The organism is Paraburkholderia sp. UCT31 (genome assembly GCF_014397655.1).
Taxonomy (GTDB): Bacteria; Pseudomonadota; Gammaproteobacteria; order Burkholderiales; family Burkholderiaceae; genus Paraburkholderia; species Paraburkholderia tuberum.
Genome location: NZ_VZQP01000005.1, coordinates 217,791 through 235,052, shown reverse-complemented (window position 1 = coordinate 235,052; position 17,262 = coordinate 217,791). Strand labels below are relative to the sequence as shown.

12 protein-coding genes and 2 pseudogenes are annotated in these 17,262 nt (G+C 56.7%); 3 read left to right on the top strand and 11 right to left on the bottom strand.

Going from position 1 to position 17,262, the window contains the following annotated elements; genetic code table 11:
- Positions 1-28: 28 nt before the first annotated feature.
- The 5 genes from F6X40_RS05785 to F6X40_RS05765 are packed head-to-tail and all read right to left on the bottom strand — an operon-like array spanning position 29 to position 6,922.
- On the bottom strand, positions 29-1,351 hold the full coding sequence (locus tag F6X40_RS05785) for a hypothetical protein (protein ID WP_187627094.1): 1,323 nt from the start codon (positions 1,349-1,351) through the stop codon (positions 29-31).
- Entirely contained in the window at positions 1,348-3,387 is a 2,040-nt protein-coding gene (locus F6X40_RS05780; protein ID WP_187627093.1) for a hypothetical protein, read from the bottom strand. Before F6X40_RS05780 ends, F6X40_RS05785 begins: the two co-directional genes overlap by 4 nt.
- Positions 3,388-3,393: 6 nt before the next feature.
- Complete coding sequence (locus F6X40_RS05775; protein ID WP_187627092.1) at positions 3,394-3,789, bottom strand: hypothetical protein; 396 nt, start codon at positions 3,787-3,789, stop codon at positions 3,394-3,396.
- On the bottom strand, positions 3,786-4,448 hold the full coding sequence (locus tag F6X40_RS05770) for a hypothetical protein (protein WP_187627091.1): 663 nt from the start codon (positions 4,446-4,448) through the stop codon (positions 3,786-3,788). The genes F6X40_RS05775 and F6X40_RS05770 overlap by 4 nt, the downstream gene beginning before the upstream one ends.
- Positions 4,445-6,922: a hypothetical protein gene (locus tag F6X40_RS05765; RefSeq protein WP_187627090.1), complete on the bottom strand. Its 2,478-nt coding sequence runs from the start codon at positions 6,920-6,922 to the stop codon at positions 4,445-4,447. The genes F6X40_RS05770 and F6X40_RS05765 overlap by 4 nt, the downstream gene beginning before the upstream one ends.
- Positions 6,923-7,140: 218 nt before the next feature.
- Between F6X40_RS05765 and F6X40_RS05760 the strand changes: the two are divergent.
- Positions 7,141-8,226, top strand: a pseudogene (locus tag F6X40_RS05760) (ISL3 family transposase); the annotation flags it as partial.
- An 86-nt stretch (positions 8,227-8,312) separates the two neighbouring features.
- Here the strand turns inward: F6X40_RS05760 and F6X40_RS05755 are convergent.
- Both F6X40_RS05755 and F6X40_RS05750 read right to left on the bottom strand, forming a co-directional pair.
- Entirely contained in the window at positions 8,313-10,268 is a 1,956-nt protein-coding gene (locus F6X40_RS05755; protein ID WP_187627089.1) for a hypothetical protein, read from the bottom strand.
- A gap of 180 nt (positions 10,269-10,448) precedes the next feature.
- Positions 10,449-10,715 (bottom strand): annotated as a pseudogene (locus F6X40_RS05750) (peptidogalycan biosysnthesis protein); the annotation flags it as partial.
- Between the two features lie 150 nt (positions 10,716-10,865).
- Between F6X40_RS05750 and F6X40_RS05745 the strand changes: the two are divergent.
- Both F6X40_RS05745 and glnK read left to right on the top strand, forming a co-directional pair.
- A complete protein-coding gene (locus tag F6X40_RS05745; protein ID WP_187627087.1) occupies positions 10,866-12,578 on the top strand; it encodes an NAD+ synthase in 1,713 nt (570 codons plus the stop codon).
- A gap of 102 nt (positions 12,579-12,680) precedes the next feature.
- Positions 12,681-13,019: a P-II family nitrogen regulator gene (gene glnK, locus F6X40_RS05740; RefSeq protein WP_013088783.1), complete on the top strand. Its 339-nt coding sequence runs from the start codon at positions 12,681-12,683 to the stop codon at positions 13,017-13,019.
- Between the two features lie 183 nt (positions 13,020-13,202).
- Here glnK and F6X40_RS05735 read toward each other — a convergent pair whose 3' ends face one another.
- From F6X40_RS05735 to F6X40_RS05720, 4 genes are all read right to left on the bottom strand, one after another.
- Positions 13,203-14,360, bottom strand: a complete 1,158-nt coding sequence (locus F6X40_RS05735) for a porin (protein WP_187627086.1) — start codon at positions 14,358-14,360, stop codon at positions 13,203-13,205.
- 616 nt (positions 14,361-14,976) lie between these two features.
- Positions 14,977-15,756, bottom strand: coding sequence for an ABC transporter ATP-binding protein (locus F6X40_RS05730; protein ID WP_184021339.1), 780 nt, complete (start codon positions 15,754-15,756; stop codon positions 14,977-14,979).
- A 39-nt stretch (positions 15,757-15,795) separates the two neighbouring features.
- Complete coding sequence (locus F6X40_RS05725) at positions 15,796-16,509, bottom strand: ABC transporter permease (protein ID WP_018419774.1); 714 nt, start codon at positions 16,507-16,509, stop codon at positions 15,796-15,798.
- Complete coding sequence (locus tag F6X40_RS05720) at positions 16,506-17,195, bottom strand: ABC transporter permease (RefSeq protein ID WP_187627085.1); 690 nt, start codon at positions 17,193-17,195, stop codon at positions 16,506-16,508. The genes F6X40_RS05725 and F6X40_RS05720 overlap by 4 nt, the downstream gene beginning before the upstream one ends.
- Positions 17,196-17,262: the final 67 nt, after the last annotated feature.

The window sequence follows — 17,262 nt, the reverse complement described above, 5'->3', positions numbered from 1 at the left end:
TTTTGAAATAGCCCTGCCGAGGAGTTCCTCAGCGCTTTGTCGACGGTTTTGGGCGCTCAAGCTCAGACAACTTAGCCCGGAGCGCTGCAATTTCATTGCGACAGGCCTCAAGCTGGTCCCGCTGCTCAGACTCGACCGTGTACCCGGACGTCATCGCATTTGCCTCGACATAGAACTGGTACGCCGTCTTGGAGTTCTGGCCGAGACGTTGCGCTATAGCATCGACAACGTCTTCTCGTTGCATCGAGAGTCCTCGCTTCTTCCTGAATTCTATTTCCTCCCGGGCGATACGTGTGCCCGTCTTCCTTCGCACGCCATGCGCTCCTGCGCCCTTCCCAGTGCCGACCTTCTTAAACCGCTTTGCGATTCGGTCCGATAGTGAGTGGTCGTTAAGCGGAAGCCCCGATGTTGGATTTAAGAAAATTCGTCCTTCAAGAAGTTTCCGATTGACCCCGGCTTTCTTAATTATTTCCTCTCGGTCGATTTCGATGTAGTTTGCGATGTCATAGGCAATTGCCCACGACAATGAGAAGGATTTGCTATAGCCGTATTTCTGGTCAGGTGGCGCTACATCGTATGCGGTGGCATGCCTCGCTTCGGCCTTAGCCAGTTCCTTCCTCGCGAACTGATGAATTTGAAGACTTGCCACACTGCCGACTCGCCACGCCGTGTCCGAGATGATACGAACGATAAGCATGATTAGGCGGTGGTCGGCAGCGTCTCCGGCACCTTCAAGATAGTCTTCCAGCGCGGCAATGTCGTCATCGGTCGCTCGATACTGGACTCTTCCAAGACGACTCGCTCGGCCCGTTCGCGTGTAAATTCTCGGGTACTTCTTCAGCTCCTTTTCGTCGGAATCCAGACCGGAAAGTCCCACTACCGGCAACGTCGATGTGATGCCACAGCCGACTGGTCCTATTGTCCCCGACGGGATACGGCCTTGCCCTTGTGCCCACGCAAGGAGCTCATAGACCTCCTTCAATCGAATGTTCGTGGTTTCTTTTGCGACCGACTGGTTTCCGCGATACTGAGGGCGCTTCATCGTCCGCTCCCAGCACCAATCTCGAAATTCAAGAAGATGCTTGTCGTTCATCTCAGCAATTGGAAGCTGCTTTTCTGATAGGTATATATGTAGCTCGCGTGCTGCACCGACAGCATTGTTCCTACGCGTTCGCATAGCAGCTTCCGAAACGTGCTCCGATTCTCCCTTGCGGATAACCATCCCGCAATAGTCGGTGGGTAACTCGAGGAGGGAGTAGGTGCTGCCTCGAAAGACCGGGAATCGACGGCTGTTTCCATCCTCAACCCAGAAGACGTAAACCCGCTGAGCTTTGTGAATCGAAGCTTTCATGTTGACGTCTCCGGAGCCTTCTGCAGAAGGTGTTGTAGAAGCGGGTCGACGTAGTACCACGCGTCTCTTCCTTTGCGCTTCAAACTTGCATCGACATCACCAACGAGCACCACCGTATGCGACGCCAGGCCGGATGCAGCACGAATCACCTCTGCATTGCAATCAGTGCCCTCGATGCACACGACTATAACGGTTTGCCAAGTTCCGAGCGCAGCTGCCGGGAGCTCGAGTGCGTACGCCAGAGTGAGCTCAAACGCATCTGAAGCTGTTAGAGGAACGACGTCTCCGTTCGCTCGCGTGACTTGAGCCACTACGAATTCAGGAATTGAGTTGGTCACACGAACGTAGGGCGTTTGCTCCACGTCATGCAAGCTCATGCTCTCGCCTGGCCAGCGGCATTTTGCAATGTCTGCTTGCTTCCACGTGACAGGGCACTTTGCATATGCCCTTCCGCCGCGGCCAAGGGTCGTCGAATTCATCGGAAGCTTATCGAACTTCAGTTCGTCAGCGCTTTCCGACGCCAGCGTGACATTCAGCGAATGACAAATAGCCGCGTTGGTCGCAATAAGGACTGTGGCTCCGTCACACGCATTCTCGCGATAGAGAGCCAGCGCTTCGTTCAGTGTGTCCTTCGTCCCAGTGAGCTGAACCTTCCGTATTTCCAACCCCTCTCTAGGGCTTGAGGGACGCAGTGGTTCGCCTCCGCCACGTGACCCGGATGGGCCCAGGGTCATTCGTTGGAATTGTCCTGAATACCATAGCGCGTGAAACGGCGCCGGCCGACTGGGTCGGCTAACCATATCGGCCGCTCCGGCAAGTATCAGACAAGTGTCGACTGGGAGCCTATGGATAAGCTTGTTGAGGGATAGGATGTCTAGGGCATGAGCGTCGTGAACCACCACCGTGTGGCTGGTCTTGTGGACTTGTGCTGGCCCTGCAAGCATCTCTTGCAAGCTCAACTGAAGGGCGGGGAGGGGCGCTGTATGCGAGAAAGCGATGTGAAGTGCGTCTGCAAACACTTCATGCAGCCTGGTTCGTGCAGCGGCAGCGGTGCGCCCTCCACAGTCAATCAAACAAACTGAAGAGGCCGTCCGGCGGGGGGTGTCCACGGTAGTGAGCGCGTCATTGCACACCTGCGCCGAACCCCTGGCGGCGAACATGCGCGACAAAAAAGCGTGGGTGACCTTTGTAAGCGCATCCGAAGCGACAAAGCGCTGGCGTCGGTATGTTAGACACGAAATTCTTCCCGACGCGATAGCCGAGTCCGTTGCGGTCTGGGCGAGTGCAGAGTGTCGGAGCTTGTTTGCCAGCCGGTGTTCGTAGTCCTTGAAGGGTACCGCGCGCAATATCGCGTGGCTGCCTTGGGTAAAGACAGAGTCCGATGCAGAGACCAGTCGACCCGGCTCGTGGGGCGGGTTTGAACTCTGGACGGAGTTGTCGATGGTTGACCAATGAATCGCCGGGTGGAAATCATACGGAGTTGCCAATCTCAATCCACGAAACACCGCGATGACGTCGGGCAGCGTTGAGCGTTCATGTCCTGAAAGGGCGACTCGCTCAAGTGCACGAGTTATTCTGATGTCATCGAGATAGCGGTGCCACGCGGCAATACCAGCGATTGCTGCGGATGCGCTGATGCCAGCGGAGTGCAGGCTTTGGACGTCTTCATGGTCAAAAATCTCGCTAAGCTTCGCGTCAAATTTCCTCCAAAGCTTCTTGGCGCCACGCATTCCGATTTTGGCAAATGAGGGGTGCTTTCCCAGTAGCATTACCAGTTCTACGCCGCTTGGCTCCCGACAGACTCCAGTTTTGGCCTTCAGCTGGGCTCCGTAGGCCGGATGGTTCTCCAACGTGCCGGAAATTTCCCAGGTCTCACCGACCACCGGCGCCCGAAGCATAACGTTGAACTTTGCAACGACGCGGATACGCTTTGCCGGGAGGACTGTCAGTACGAAAATCGCACCGCCTCCGAGGCCGTATGACAGGACCCGTGTGACAGTTCCCCTTAAACGACGCAGGCTTGGGGCTTTGGTCATCGCTGTTTAAGGTCTCGATATGGGCTCTGCACGGAGTGAGACGCCGTGGTTTTCGAGGTACAGCAGGAGATTGATGGCTGCACCTTGCTCCGCCAAAGCACTTCTGAGGGCTTGGCATTCGTCTTGCAGTTCCGCCGTCAGAGACGTCTTCGAGACGCGCTTCCTGTTCGGCTGTTTGCGCCACTCGTCGAGCTCATCGTCAAGGGTCTTGAACAAATTGAAGAGTTCGTCATTCGTTCCGACCGTGGACGTCGGTATTTTGAGCATCTCACAGATAGTCTTCCGTGCAGCTTTTCCGAACTGGTTGACAGGAACTTGGCTAATTTTGGTCTGAGACTTCCATGTCCTCAAGCGTGCCGCGTTTTCAAGTTTCTTCTCGATGGATGATGCGTTGGCGCTCATTCTTTCTCTCCATCTTCGACAGGCGGGGTTTCCGAACTGATGCGTTTTCCGAGCGAGACCACACTGGGTCGCCGAGTTCGAACCTCCCCGAGTCGGTTGTTCAATTTTTGGAGTTCGTCCTCATAGTATTTTTTTTGTCGAGCTTGTAGTGCCCGCGTTTCTTGGAGCTCCTCGTTCGCAATCCGTGCCTGTTCGCGGTATTTCAGAATTTCGCGTTCCAACACCTGGATCAAAATCTGCTTCTGCTCTCCGTCTGATTGCGCGTCGGTAATTGCTTGCTTAGACCTGGTCTTATCAAGCTGACTCGAAGCGGTTTGTTCAATTGCAGAAAACAACGAGCGTATCTCTTCTTTCAACGTGTTGTTGTGTGGGGCGTCTAACGTGCCACGACTAAACGAGCGAAAGTTAAGGATGGCGGGGTGCTTTTGAAGTGTGTAGCGGCATTGAGATTCGTGCATCCATTGCGAAAGACCCCGCATGTCTTTGGGAAAGTAGTCTAGTTGCAATTCGTCGTTTTCATCGCAGACACAACGCCCTTCATCGTTTCTAACCCATGGAATGCCGGTCTCAATCCACAATCTCAAGATGATGAGCTTTGCTTCGATAGCTTCTCGGGCCTGCAACGCAAGCGGTGATTTTGTGTCCTTGAGCTTAGTCATTTCGGGAGTTCGTCTCTAATCGTCGTCCAACTGTCGTCGAAACGTTGGAACAGGACACGAGAGCCTTCGGCCATAGTCTTCTCCGACTCAATCACTTCCTTGAGCGTTTCGATAAGCGCTTGCGCCTGCTTGCGAAGTGCGGTCGGTAGACGCTTGTCGTTGGCAGTTTTGAGGGCGGCTTCCATTTCCTCTTCGAAAATAGAGAGTCCGACTTCAGTCGAGATGGAGTGGACGCACCCACTGCACATGCTTGGGCAAGCCAGTTCGATTCTCAGACGCTCGCCGTCAAAGCAGTTCGATTGCTCCTTGGTTTTGCCGGCGTCTCCAGCCATGCAAATGGTGTTCCCTTCGACCAATCGATAGCCGCGCTGCTCGAGCTCGTCTGCAATCAACTCAGCCTTCTGGGGGAGGGGAGCGAGCTTGAAGTTTTCCGGCAGAGACAACCTCTTCAGTAGCGCGTTTACCACCCGGGCGAACCCTCCTCCGAAGCGGCGTTGCCCGGCGAGCAGGTCGGTGAGGATTTCTATTAGATAAAGCTTCCGTTCCTCTCTCAGCATGCTTGCGATGTTGAGTGCCTCAGTCTCATACTCGGCATAGTGTGCCTTGATACTGTCTTCTGGAAGGCCATTAGCTTTGTCCCGATAGTAGGCGAGCAGACTTTCTATGGAGAAGTCCTTCATGTATTGCTGCAACGCCAGCAGTTCCGCGGAGTCGAACCTGTGCACATAGAGGGTCATGAATGTGCGCCTGAAAGGCATCTGCCTACCCAGGAAAATCGTGGGGTCAATGCCGGCCAGCCGAAAAAAAACGTTAGACGCTTCGCGAGCATTGAAAATCGGTCGCTCGGACTTGAATCCTATCTCCGTGAATGGTGGAAACTCAAAGAGCTTTTCTGTTCGAGCGATTTCCACGTCTGTTTTGACAGATACTGCAGATGTGAACAGTGGCCGAGCAATCTGAAAAATCTCTTCGAGAAAACTTACTGCGTCAGCAACTAGCTGATTGCACCAAGAGGTAGCGTATGCCCCGATAGATTTCTGAATGTACGTCTCTATACGGTGAAATGGAATTTTTTCTGACACTTTAACGCAGCATCCGTGATAAAGGCCATAAGGCTTTTTACTTTTCCCTCCCCCGAGGATTTCTCCAGGCCTGCGACCAAGATTCGTCGCGATGTTAAAGTAAAGAGCGAACAATGTGGTATTGACAAGTGTAGAAGCAGAGTTGTCGCCGTATCTGCTCGCCTTGCTAACCCGAAAAGGAACGCCAGCGGAAGCGAGAATGCTGTTGGCTTTTTTGACGACCTCTAAAGTAAAAGGTCGGGGGAACGCGCGCTTCAGACTAATTTTCGACTCCAGCGAATCTCTTAGGAGTCTGAGCACCTCCAGGATTGCATCCTTGTAATCATATTGCCAGCGCAACGCTTCCTTGAAGCCTGCAACGGCAACGTGGAGGGGCATGTTGGGAGTCGCATGGGGACCGGGTGCCTGCCCTGCCTGTTGCGCACTTTCCTTCGCCCATGTATCGATTTCCTGTGCCAAAGCATCCAACGATGCAGTTGGAGCGTCGCCCTGATGCGAGGGGGTAGCGATGTCCTGCCCAGAAGCGCTCTGAACGTTGTCTCTGGTAGCCACTGTGTGGTCGTCGGAGGAAACCGTAAGAAGCTTCTTCAATGTGCGGGCGCGGCGCTTGTCACCAGCGGCTAATTCCCCCCCCATTTTAGGAAATGGATGAAATCGAATGCTGTCGAACCGGTCCTCTAACGACGCTAGTCTGTTGATAGTAGCCAGCGTCCTCTGATGCTCTTTTCTGGTAGGGCCGGTGCGGGTAGGCTTGTCGAAGGATTCAAAAGCGGGTATTTGCTTTGTGACCGTGGCCGTGCGAAACCAACGTGGAATATCGTTACCGTTAATTGGTAGTCCTATCATAAAAGATAGGGCCTCGGGCGAGAACGACCACGTTCCGTCATCACGTGGTGTAGCGATGACGAAAAGACGTTCTGGATCTTGCAGGATGTTTGTCGCTTCCTGAAGGAGCGCCGTCTGATACTGTATCAAGTCCCACCACCCTTGTTCGGAGACTTCCGCAGACAACTGGTGAACGTCCTCACGCCCGAGCTCAGCCAGCCGGGTGAAGCCGCGCCGAAGCATCCAGCAGTAGGTGAGAGTTGTGAGCCTTATGGTGTCGGTGAACGCTTGAGAGGCTCCGCCTTCATTGTCTTTTAGTGCGGAGTTGGCCGCATTCAGCATGGGTGGAAACAAATGAGGAAAATCCGTTAGCCTGTGGATACCCGTGTGAATGCCTACGCCGCCGGTTGCGTTCACTAGGAATGCGCGCGTATCAAATTCGCGGACCTTGGAGCCTCGAAACTTGATGCTCTCAGACACGTCAATCCGTATGAATGTGTCATCGAAGTCGCTGAGGAATCGCCAGCTTTTTTCGGGTCTTCGCGGAAAAGTGTGATGGTTTTTCATGATGAAAATGTCGGAGAGCCAATCTGGGCAAGGGTTTGCGCGTCTTGATGGCCTCGCGAAATCGGGCATGATTTCGCGATGGCTACTTCACGCAAACTCAAGCGTCTTTCCGACGCATACCGGTTCGACGGGTTCCGTCCTTGCGAAGCGCTGCGCGGTCTCTTCGGTGATCGCATGGCACGCGTCGTCACGCTGGTTCGGCGCTCAAAAAAACGGCCTGCAAGGGATGTGGTCGACAGTGCCCGATCCACGATCGCAGGCTGCGTCGCATTCGAGATCTGCCGAACGGCGATGTACGGATTTACCTGGAACTCGAAGCTCGTCGGGTCCGCTGTCGATGCGATGGCAGCGTGAAAGGCGAACGACTGAGCTTTCTGGCGGACAACTCTCACTACACGAAGCGCTTCGCGTGGTACGTCGGTCGTCGCTGTCGCGAGAGCACGATCAAGGACGTGGCTGACGAACTGCAATTGCATTGGCACACGGTCAAGGACCTCGAGATGCAGTACATGCGGGCGCAACTGGAGCGGTTCGGCACGCCCGGGCCGAAGGTCATCGGCATCGACGAGATTTCGATTGGCAAGGGACAGACGTACCGCATTGTTGTGAGCGACCTGATACGGGGCCGTGCAATCTGGTTTGGTGGCGAAGATCGAAAGGAGGCCAGCATGCATCAGTTCTATGACTGGCTGGGCGAGAAAAAAGCCCGCGGCATCCGGCTTGTCGTGATGGACATGTGGCGACCGTTTTACAACGTCGCGCAGGAACGCGTGCCGCATGCGGCCATCCTGTACGACAAATTCCACGTCATAAAGCAGCTCAACGAAGCCCTGGATGAAGTGCGCAAGAGCGAATACGCTCGCCTGCAAGGCGAGCAGCGGCGCTACATCAAAGGCCAGAAGTACGTTCTGCTCAGTCATCGCGAGAACCTGTCGATGGAAGGCAGGAACTCGTTGAAGACGCTTCTCGCAGCGAACCGACGTCTGAATACCGCGTACCTGCTCAAGGAGTCGTTCGGGCAGTTGTGGGACTACGAGCGCGAAGGCTGGGCGCGTCGCTTCTTCGAGAACTGGAAATCCAGCCTGAAGTGGCAGCGTTTGAAGCCCTACGAGAGGTTTGCGGCGATGGTCGAGCGTCATTGGGACGGGATTGCTTCCTATTGCAAGCCAGAAAACAAGGTGCCGCTCGGATTCGTTGAGGGACTCAACAACAAGGTTCGGGTTATCCAGCGACGCGCGTACGGATTGCGAGATGAGGAATATCTGCGCCTGAAGATCCTCACTTGCATGCTGCCTCGAATCTGAAAAATGGCGATTTTTCATCACACTTTTCCGCGAAGATCCCTTTTTCTTCGTACGGTAACGTTGTCGGTGAAGTTGCCGCGATTTGTCTAGCTTGATTTCGCATATCCTGCCTCGAAGCGCTTAAGTTCTTGAGAGAGGGGGCCTACGGCAACGACCTGGTAAAGGGCGCAGCAGAAGACAATGCGAGGTAGGTGTCTCGCGACAAACCTCTCATGTCCTGCCTGCACTAGGGCGGGCAAGTTCCGGGTGTAGAGTCGGTATTGCAATGCGATATGTGCCACCTCTGGCTTGCCGATTCGGAAAGGCATCTTGCCGAAGGAATCTACCCAGCGGTCTGCGATGCAGTCGACTCCCTTGTCCTCGAGCGTGCTCGGTGGAAAGAGGAGGAGATTATTTTTCTTCACTCTTGCCAGTTGTTTGGCGTCGAGCTTGTCTTTGCGGCCCGTTGCATAGAAAACGCAATCGGAGAGCAACGTCACGTACTTCAGCAGGTTCGCCTCGCCGAGTAGGCGAATGATTGTGCTGTTCAAGTACACAGTAGTGACGTCTGCCGCGGCATGCCCTAAGAAGAGTTGCGTCTGGATAATGTCTCTGCCAGACGCCAAATATCGAGTGTGCGCGGCCCGATGTCTCAAGTCTGAAAACGAGAATTCTTCAAGCCTCGTCAGCCGGCAAAATATTTTCAAATATGCGGGTAGCTTGCCAACATCAAAAAGAATGGTTGGAGTCTTGCGCATGACAAATCGCATTGATACGAAAATAGATTTAGACCTGGTTTTAAAGTATTTGTCGATGTTTCGTCTGTGCTGCATTAAGAGCTCAAGGGCATGCATACAGAGGGGGTCGGTTACTTTCTTTGATGGCAGCGTCGAGAATCCCTCCTCCAGTTCGTCCTCTCCCTCATCGTCTGCTTCCGCCAAATCTATGTCATCGGCTTCGGGTAAATCTGTTAGTTCCGCCTTTTGAATCTGACCGGTTTTATGTTTCACGCCTTGAATCGTATAACCTGAGTCATCTTCGACAATGTTCTCAAGACTAACGGTCATCAATGTAGCCCAATTCCAGCCGATATTATCTAAGAGAAGGATGACGCAAGCGGTTACCACTGTTCTCGGTAAGTAATGCCGAGAGAGCAGCATCGAAAAGGTCTCGCGTTGAAGGCAGTTCGGCAACGACCAAAACTGGGTGAGCTTTTCAGGGAAAACTAATGGGATTAGATTCCCTTTATGGGATTCCGCCTTATCAATGACGTATGTGTGGAGATGTAGTAAATCTTCCGGAGAAATCCGTGCCCATCTGTTACTCGGCAAACTTCCTCGCGCTACGGCATTTCTGATGCGCTTGGAAATCGATTCGGGCAATTCCGTATTGCTAAGCCGTTCGAGGTGTTTTACCAGTTTGTCGTGCTGCGTGATTATCTGTTCACATACAGCTCGTGTTTCGGTAACCGATTTCTGAAGAATCGCCTTTGCTTTCTCTTCGCGCTCAGCAAGGTCTTCGAAATCAATCGAACTCAATTCTTTTGCAAGAAAATTTTCGTCGAAAATGTCGTTGACGTAGACATTATGCTCAGGAGCTTTGGTTCTGCGAACTTCTTTGTGTCTGCTCGTTAGCTTAATGTTTTTTATAAGCTCTCCGTCCGCGAGTGGCGTCCGACACTGCACAAGGAAGTGCTTGAAATTTCTAATCTCGTTTGATTGACTTACCCCGCCATAGCCGTCTAAGACATCGTCGAGATGAGAAATCAGCTTTGAAAGGTCACGTGGGAATAACTTGGCGATAGCCGTGTTGAATATATGTTTGACGTCCGGGTTGTGCGCAGATCTATTCAGCAATCGGATAAGCCGTTTAGCCCGGACTTCTGAAATCAGGCACTCCGAACTCGCGAGCATCTCTTCAAGGAGTCCGCCTCGTCGATAACCGGTGCTCAACAAATCTAAAGTTTTGACTACTGGAGTCTCGACGTCGCCACGAGTCCGGATGCACGACAGCTTGAGGGTGCGTTTGGACCATACATGTGTGGTTTGTTCGACGGCTTCCACGACGCTTCCCTCCACCGGTTTGGGGTGTGGCGGGCGTGAGATGAGGCTTCACACGCGACAGACAGGTGCCTGCGGTGCCTTACCCGCTAGAAGTAGCATAGGAAGCTGAAAAGGCTTATCAAATAAGGGTTTACCGCTGGTCGGTCAGTCAGTCGAGCATCTGGCGCGATATAACAAACCGTACTCGCCGTACGAGTGTCCCTTCAGATAGACGGGCGCCGCCGCCGCGAGCATGCCCGTGCGCGCGTCGGTCAGCGTGACGAATTGCGGCGCCCAACCGGTGTCGGGAACCGCGCATTGCGTCGCGTTGAGCGCGCTCAGAAACTCGTGCCGCAAAAACGGCGTGGGCTGCGGCTGCGCGGCGAGGAGGGCGTTCCACTCGGCGGCGTCCACCTCGGAGGGCGAGGCCAGAATGCCCGTGCGATAATCGATACGTTGCTGGTTCAATCTGAGTGACTGTATGCAATGACCGGCGCGGCGCTCTGAAACTGAAGCTGCCACGTCGTTCGTTGAGTTCGTTTATCCGGTTTGTTCAATCCCGTCGAGCCATCGAGCCGCGGTACCGCGAGCCGTGAAGGCTTGCCTGTCGATCCTGCCATGAAGACCCGAATCGCTCTTGCTCAAATCAATGTCACCGTCGGCGACTTCGCCGGCAACGTCGCGAAGATCGTCGTCGCCGCGCGCGCCGCGCACAGCGATGGTGCGAAGCTGCTGGTCGCGCCTGAACTCGCGCTGTCGGGTTATCCGCCCGAAGACCTTCTGCTGCGCCCCGCGTTCTACACCGCGAGCGCGGCCGCGTTGGCCGATCTCGCCGCACAGTTGAAGCCGTTCACCGGTCTGCATGTGATCGTCGGCCATCCGCTGCGCGACGGGTCGGACAACCTCGCGCACCGCCCGGCGAACGGCCATGGTAATGCAAACGCGCCGATCGAGCGCGGCGTGCCGCCAGTCGATACGTTCAATGCGGCGTCGCTGATCGTCGACGGCGAAGTGAAGGGCACCTATCGCAAGCAGGATCTGCCGAACACCGAAGTGTTCGACGAGAAACGCTACTTCGCCTCCGACCCGCAGCCGTTCGTGTTCGAACTCGACGGCGTCAAGTACGGTGTCGTGATCTGCGAGGACGCGTGGCATGCGTCGGCCGCGCAGATGGCAAAGGCCGCGGGCGCGCAGGTGCTGCTGATTCCGAACGGCTCGCCGTACCACCTGAACAAGGAAGCGGTGCGCTTCGACATCCTGCGCGCGCGCATTCGCGAAACCGGTATTCCGATGGTCTACGTGAACATGGTCGGCGGCCAGGACGAACTCGTGTTCGATGGCGGTTCGTTCGTGCTCGACGCGCGGGGCGAACTCGTCGCGAAGCTCGCGCAGTTCGAGGAAGCCACGGCTGTCGTGGAGTTCGACGCTGGCACGCCGCTGCCGGCCGCGATCGCGCCGGAGCAGTCGATCGAAGCGCAGGTCTACGCGGCGCTCGTGATGGGCGTGCGCGACTACATCGGCAAGAACGGTTTTCCTGGTGCTTTGATCGGTCTGTCGGGCGGCGTCGATTCGGCGCTCGTGCTGGCCGTTGCATGCGATGCGCTCGGCGCCGACAAGGTACGCGCGGTGATGATGCCGTCGCGCTACACGGCCGATATCTCGACCAGCGACGCCGCCGAGATGGCGCGCCGCGTCGGCGTGCGCTACGACGAGATCGCGATCGCACCGATGTTCGATGCGTTCCGCGGCTCGCTCGCCGAGGAGTTCGCGGGCCGCGCCGAAGATGCGACCGAAGAGAACATTCAGGCGCGCATTCGCGGCACGCTGCTGATGGCGCTGTCGAACAAGTTCGGCTCGATCGTGCTGACCACCGGCAACAAGAGCGAGATGGCGGTCGGCTATTGCACGCTGTACGGCGACATGGCCGGCGGCTTCGCGGTGATCAAGGACATCGCGAAGACGCTCGTGTACCGGCTGTGCCGCTATCGGAACGCGGCCACCACGTTTGCGACGCGCGACGTGATTCCCGAGCGGATTCTGACGCGCGCGCCGTCCGCTGAGCTGCGCGAGAACCAGACCGACCAGGACAGCCTGCCCGAATACGAAGTACTCGACGCGATCATGCGCATGTATATGGAGGAGGACCGTTCGCTCGCGGAGATCATCGCGGCGGGTTATCGGGTCGACGACGTGAAGCGCGTCACGCGCCTGATCAAGATCAACGAGTACAAGCGCCGTCAGGCGCCGATCGGCATTCGCGTCACGCATCGCGCGTTCGGCCGCGACTGGCGTTATCCGATCACGTCGCGCTACACCGAACCGGTGGAGTGAAAGACGACACCCGCGCGCGGATGCCGCAATGCATCCGGCGCGGCGTAGAATAAAAATCATCCTTTTCCTTTCCACTCTTCCCATCAAGAGACGAGGTTCGCCATGAAGCGCATCACCGCAGTCATCAAACCGTTCAAACTCGACGAAGTGCGCGAGGCCCTCGCGGAAGTCGGCCTCACCGGCCTGACCGTTACCGAGGTCAAGGGGTTCGGCCGCCAGAAAGGGCATACCGAGCTCTATCGTGGTGCGGAATACGTGGTCGACTTTCTGCCGAAAGTGAAGATCGAAGTCGTGGTCGCGGACAGCCAGTGCGATCAGGTCATCGACGCGATCATCGGCGCGGCGCGTACCGGCAAGATCGGCGACGGCAAGATCTTCGTCGCGGACGTCGAGCGCGTCATCCGTATCCGTACCGGCGAAGAGAACGAAGCAGCGGTATAAGCCGACGCAATCACGCACCGGCCCGGTGCGCGCAACGGCAAAAACCGTGCGCCGAATAAAAAACGGCGCAATACCCTTGCGGATATTGCACCGATACGCGCCTCTCGCAGCAGCGTGAAAAAGATTCTCTCGAAGAAACTTGTATTACACCCCGAGGGATGACCCTCGGGGCGTACCGTTCGCTTAGAACGAGTGCTGGATACCTGCGTACACGCCGCTTTGCTGGCGGCCTTGCAGCGGGTTGTCCGTTGCAGCGGCGAAGCCCGCATTGTTCGCGTTCAGACCGAAGTTAGCATTGCGGCTGTTGCGCACCGTCGCTGCCTGCAGGTCGAGCAGCGTGCGCTTCGACAGGTTGTACGAACCGCCGATCGTGTAGATCGTCGCATTGCCCGCGCCGTTGTTGCCGTTCACGTGGTAGACCGCCGCGATCAGCGCTGCAGCCGGCGTTGCCTGCCACGTCACACCGCCCCATTCGTGATCGAGCGTGGTCGGCTGACCGGGCAGAACGCCCGTTGCGCCTGCCGAACGGACTGCCTGATAAGCGGCCTGAATCTTGAACTGGCCGAGGAACACGTTCAGCAGAGCCGAGTACTCGCGCGATGCAGCGAATACGCCGTTGGCCGTGTTAGCCGTATTGATACCGTTGTTGGCGACCGGGCCACCCCACAACTGGCCGTTCGCCGGGTTGCGGATTTCGTCGTACAGACCGCGGATCTGGAAGAGCGACGTCGTGTAGGTGACCTGCGCGCCAGCTTCGCGACCTTGCGGCGTCGAGCCGTTACCGTTCCAGCTCGTCGCGTTCGACAGCGCGTACTGACCGTAGAAGTCAAAGCCTGCGATCTTCGGCGACTGGTACGCGAAGTTGTTGCTCGACTGCGGCCAGTTGCGGCCACGTACCAGCGATGCCGACGACCAGTTCGACTGACCGAACGGGTCGAAGTCCCACACGCCGTTCGAGATGAAGAGCATGCGGCCCATCGTGAACGTACCATACTGGTTGTTCGAAATACCGACCGTTGCCCAGCGATTGAAGAGACCGCCGCCGCCGGGACCTGCACCCGTCATCGTGTTGAACGCGCCTTCCAACTGGAACAGGATCTTGTTGCCGGCGCCAATGTCCTCGACACCCTTCATGCCCCACAGGCTGGTGCCCCAGTCGCCGCTTTCCGCCTTGAAGCGGTTCGAGCTGGTGTTGGCCGCGCCGTTGGCGTTAGCGCCGGTCGGGACGCCGGACATGTACTCGAGACCTGCATCCAAACGGCCATACAGCGTGACGCTACTCTGAGCGTGTGCAACAACGCCGGCCGACATCAGCGCAGCGACGAGCAAAGCTTTCTTCATCTTCTCCTCCATACCCTGTCAAAAAAAAGAAACCCAGTACTGCGAGTGGTGTTCGGACGCGATAAGCACCGAACAGAAAGCGGTACCAGGGGAGAGTGGCGGGTGGATAGGGATTCTCCTGCCATGACATGTAGCGTCGAGCTATCTTTGCGTCATGCCGATCCCACGCCGACCGGTTCTCCTCTGTGTTTTGAAGTGAAACTACTTTTAATCAACTTTGTTTTGGTACTTTGGTTACCAATTTATCAAAAATAACTTTAACTGGGAGAAGAAATTAGTACCGCCAACAGGGGGTGTCGCCAAATTGCAATACGAATGTGGGCTGGGACCCGAAGGAGTTCCTCGGGAAAAGGCGCAGAGCCTTGTCCGGCAAGGGAATCGCGGCTTGGAAGGGGTCGTATTAAGGATTGTCACTATTGACGAGTCAAAAGCGGCAGGTTAGGGCGAAAACTCGGTCTGAATGGCCCGTTTTGTGGGATTTTCGGCGCTTTTTCGTCGTTCGAATGGCCGGGCGGAAGGACATGGTGAAAACGAAAAAGGCGCTCGTAAGCGCCTTGTAAAACTACATTGACTACATTTTCTATGCCATTCGCATCATAAGTCGCGGGTAATTTTATTACTTGAGACTGCCCGACAGGAATTGCTTCAGACGTTCGCTCTTCGTGTTCCTGAACACTTCGTCGGGATGGCCTTCTTCCTCGACGCGGCCCTGGTGCAGAAACATCACGTGGTTCGACACGTTGCGCGCGAAGCCCATTTCGTGCGTGACGACGATCATCGTGCGGCCCTCCTCGGCGAGCTTCTGCATTACCTTCAGCACTTCGCCGACGAGTTCCGGGTCGAGCGCGGAGGTCGGCTCGTCGAACAGCATCACGTCGGGGTGCATCGCCAGCGCCCGCGCAATCGCGACACGCTGCTGCTGGCCGCCCGACAGATGCGACGGATACTGCTTCTCGAGACGCGGCGCGAGACCGACCTTCTCCAGATATTCGCGCGCGCGGTCCTCGGCTTCCTTGCGCTTCAGACCGAGCACATGCACCGGCGCCTCGATGATGTTCTCGAGCACGTTCATGTGCGACCACAGGTTGAAGTGCTGGAACACCATCGAAAGCTTGGTGCGCACACGCTGCAACTGCTTCGGGTCCGACACGCGCAACGCGCCGTCCCTGGCGGTCTGCGTGCGCACTTCCTCGCCGTCGACGAAAATGCGCCCCGCGTTCGGCTGTTCGAGAAAGTTGATGCAGCGGAGCATCGTGCTCTTGCCCGAACCGGACGAACCGATCACGCTGATCACGTCGCCGGCATTGGCTTTCAGCGACACGCCCTTGAGGACTTCGTTGTCGCCGTACTTTTTGTGAAGCTCGTCGACGAAGAGCTTCTGCTTCTTGGAGTTCATCAGGATCCTTAACGAGCTTGCTTGTCCAGGGACGCGCAGTTACTTGCCTTGCGGCCGCAGGTAAGCGAGCCAGCGACGCTCGGCGCGGCGGAACAGCCACACGAGCGCGAAAGAAATACACAGATACAGCAGCGCGGCGATGCCGAACGCATTGAACGACTGGTACGTCGCGGAGTTCACGTCGCGCGCGATCTTCAGGATGTCCGGCACCGTGGCCGTGAACGCGACGGTGGTCGCGTGCAGCATCAGGATCACTTCGTTGCTGTAGTAGGGCAGTGCGCGGCGCAGCGCCGACGGCAGAATCACGCGCCGGTACAGCGTGAACGACGACATGCCGTACGCGCGCGCCGCTTCGATCTCGCCGTAGGGCGTCGCCTTGATCGCGCCCGCGAAGATTTCGGTCGTGTACGCGCAGGTATTCAGCGTGAACGCGAGCAGCGTGCAGTGCATGCCGTCGCGAAAGAACGCGTTGGTCAGCTCGTTGTTGCGGATGATCTCGAGGCTGTAGAGACCCGTGTAGCACAGCAGCAGCTGCACGTAGAGCGGCGTGCCGCGGAAGATATACGTATAGAGCCACACGAGGCCCGCGAGCCATTTCTTCTTCGACACGCGCGCGACCGCGAGCGGCACCGACAGGCAGAAGCCGAGGCCGATCGACACGACCAGCAGCCATAACGTGATCGCGACGCCGGTGAAGCGATAGCCGTCGGTGAACAGATAGTTGCGCCAGTATTGCTGAATGATCTCGATCATAGATCCGCCTTTCGCACGCCGGTCGAGTAACGCTTTTCGAGGTAAATCAGCACGAAGTTCGATACGGTGGTGATGACGAGATAGATCGCCCCCGCGAGCAGGGTAAAGAAGAAGAACCGCAAGGTACCCTTGCCGGCGTCCTGCGAGGCCTTGACGACGTCGGCGAGACCGATGATCGACACGAGCGCGGTCGCCTTGACCATCACCTGCCAGTTATTGCCGATGCCCGGAAGCGCGAAGCGCATCATTTGCGGGAACATCACGCGCGAGAACACCTGCCAGCTCGTCATGCCGTAGGCAACGCCCGCTTCGAGCTGGCCGCGCGGCACCGCGATAAACGCGCCGCGGAACGTCTCGGTGAAGTACGCGCCGTAGATGAAGCCGAGCACCGCGACGCCGGCCACGAACGGGTCGATGTCGATCTGCTCCCAGCCGAGCGCGTCGGTCAGGTTGTTCAGCCAGATCTGGATGCTATAGAACAGCAGCAGCATCAGCACGAGATCGGGCACGCCGCGCACGAGCGTCGTATACACCGTGCCGATGCCGTTCGACAGACGGTTCTTCGACAATTTCGCCGCCGCGCCGAGCAGGCCGAGCACGAACGCGAGCGCGAGCGAGAACACCGCCAGCTTGACGGTTTGCCAGGTGCCGCTGAGAAGCAGCGGGCCGTAGCCTTGAAGGAACATAGGTAGTCCACGACGATGCGCTACGCGCACCGCGAAAGACGCGGTCCGCGTAGCGCCGCGTCGGGGA

Coding starts and splice junctions, on each gene's coding strand:
- F6X40_RS05785 (WP_187627094.1), bottom strand. CDS start 1,351: ATGAAAGCTTCGATTCACAAAGCTCAGCGGGTTTACGTCTTCTGGGTT.
- F6X40_RS05780 (WP_187627093.1), bottom strand. CDS start 3,387: ATGACCAAAGCCCCAAGCCTGCGTCGTTTAAGGGGAACTGTCACACGG.
- F6X40_RS05775 (WP_187627092.1), bottom strand. CDS start 3,789: ATGAGCGCCAACGCATCATCCATCGAGAAGAAACTTGAAAACGCGGCA.
- F6X40_RS05770 (WP_187627091.1), bottom strand. CDS start 4,448: ATGACTAAGCTCAAGGACACAAAATCACCGCTTGCGTTGCAGGCCCGA.
- F6X40_RS05765 (WP_187627090.1), bottom strand. CDS start 6,922: ATGAAAAACCATCACACTTTTCCGCGAAGACCCGAAAAAAGCTGGCGA.
- F6X40_RS05745 (WP_187627087.1), top strand. CDS start 10,866: ATGAAGACCCGAATCGCTCTTGCTCAAATCAATGTCACCGTCGGCGAC.
- glnK (WP_013088783.1), top strand. CDS start 12,681: ATGAAGCGCATCACCGCAGTCATCAAACCGTTCAAACTCGACGAAGTG.
- F6X40_RS05735 (WP_187627086.1), bottom strand. CDS start 14,360: ATGAAGAAAGCTTTGCTCGTCGCTGCGCTGATGTCGGCCGGCGTTGTT.
- F6X40_RS05730 (WP_184021339.1), bottom strand. CDS start 15,756: ATGAACTCCAAGAAGCAGAAGCTCTTCGTCGACGAGCTTCACAAAAAG.
- F6X40_RS05725 (WP_018419774.1), bottom strand. CDS start 16,509: ATGATCGAGATCATTCAGCAATACTGGCGCAACTATCTGTTCACCGAC.
- F6X40_RS05720 (WP_187627085.1), bottom strand. CDS start 17,195: ATGTTCCTTCAAGGCTACGGCCCGCTGCTTCTCAGCGGCACCTGGCAA.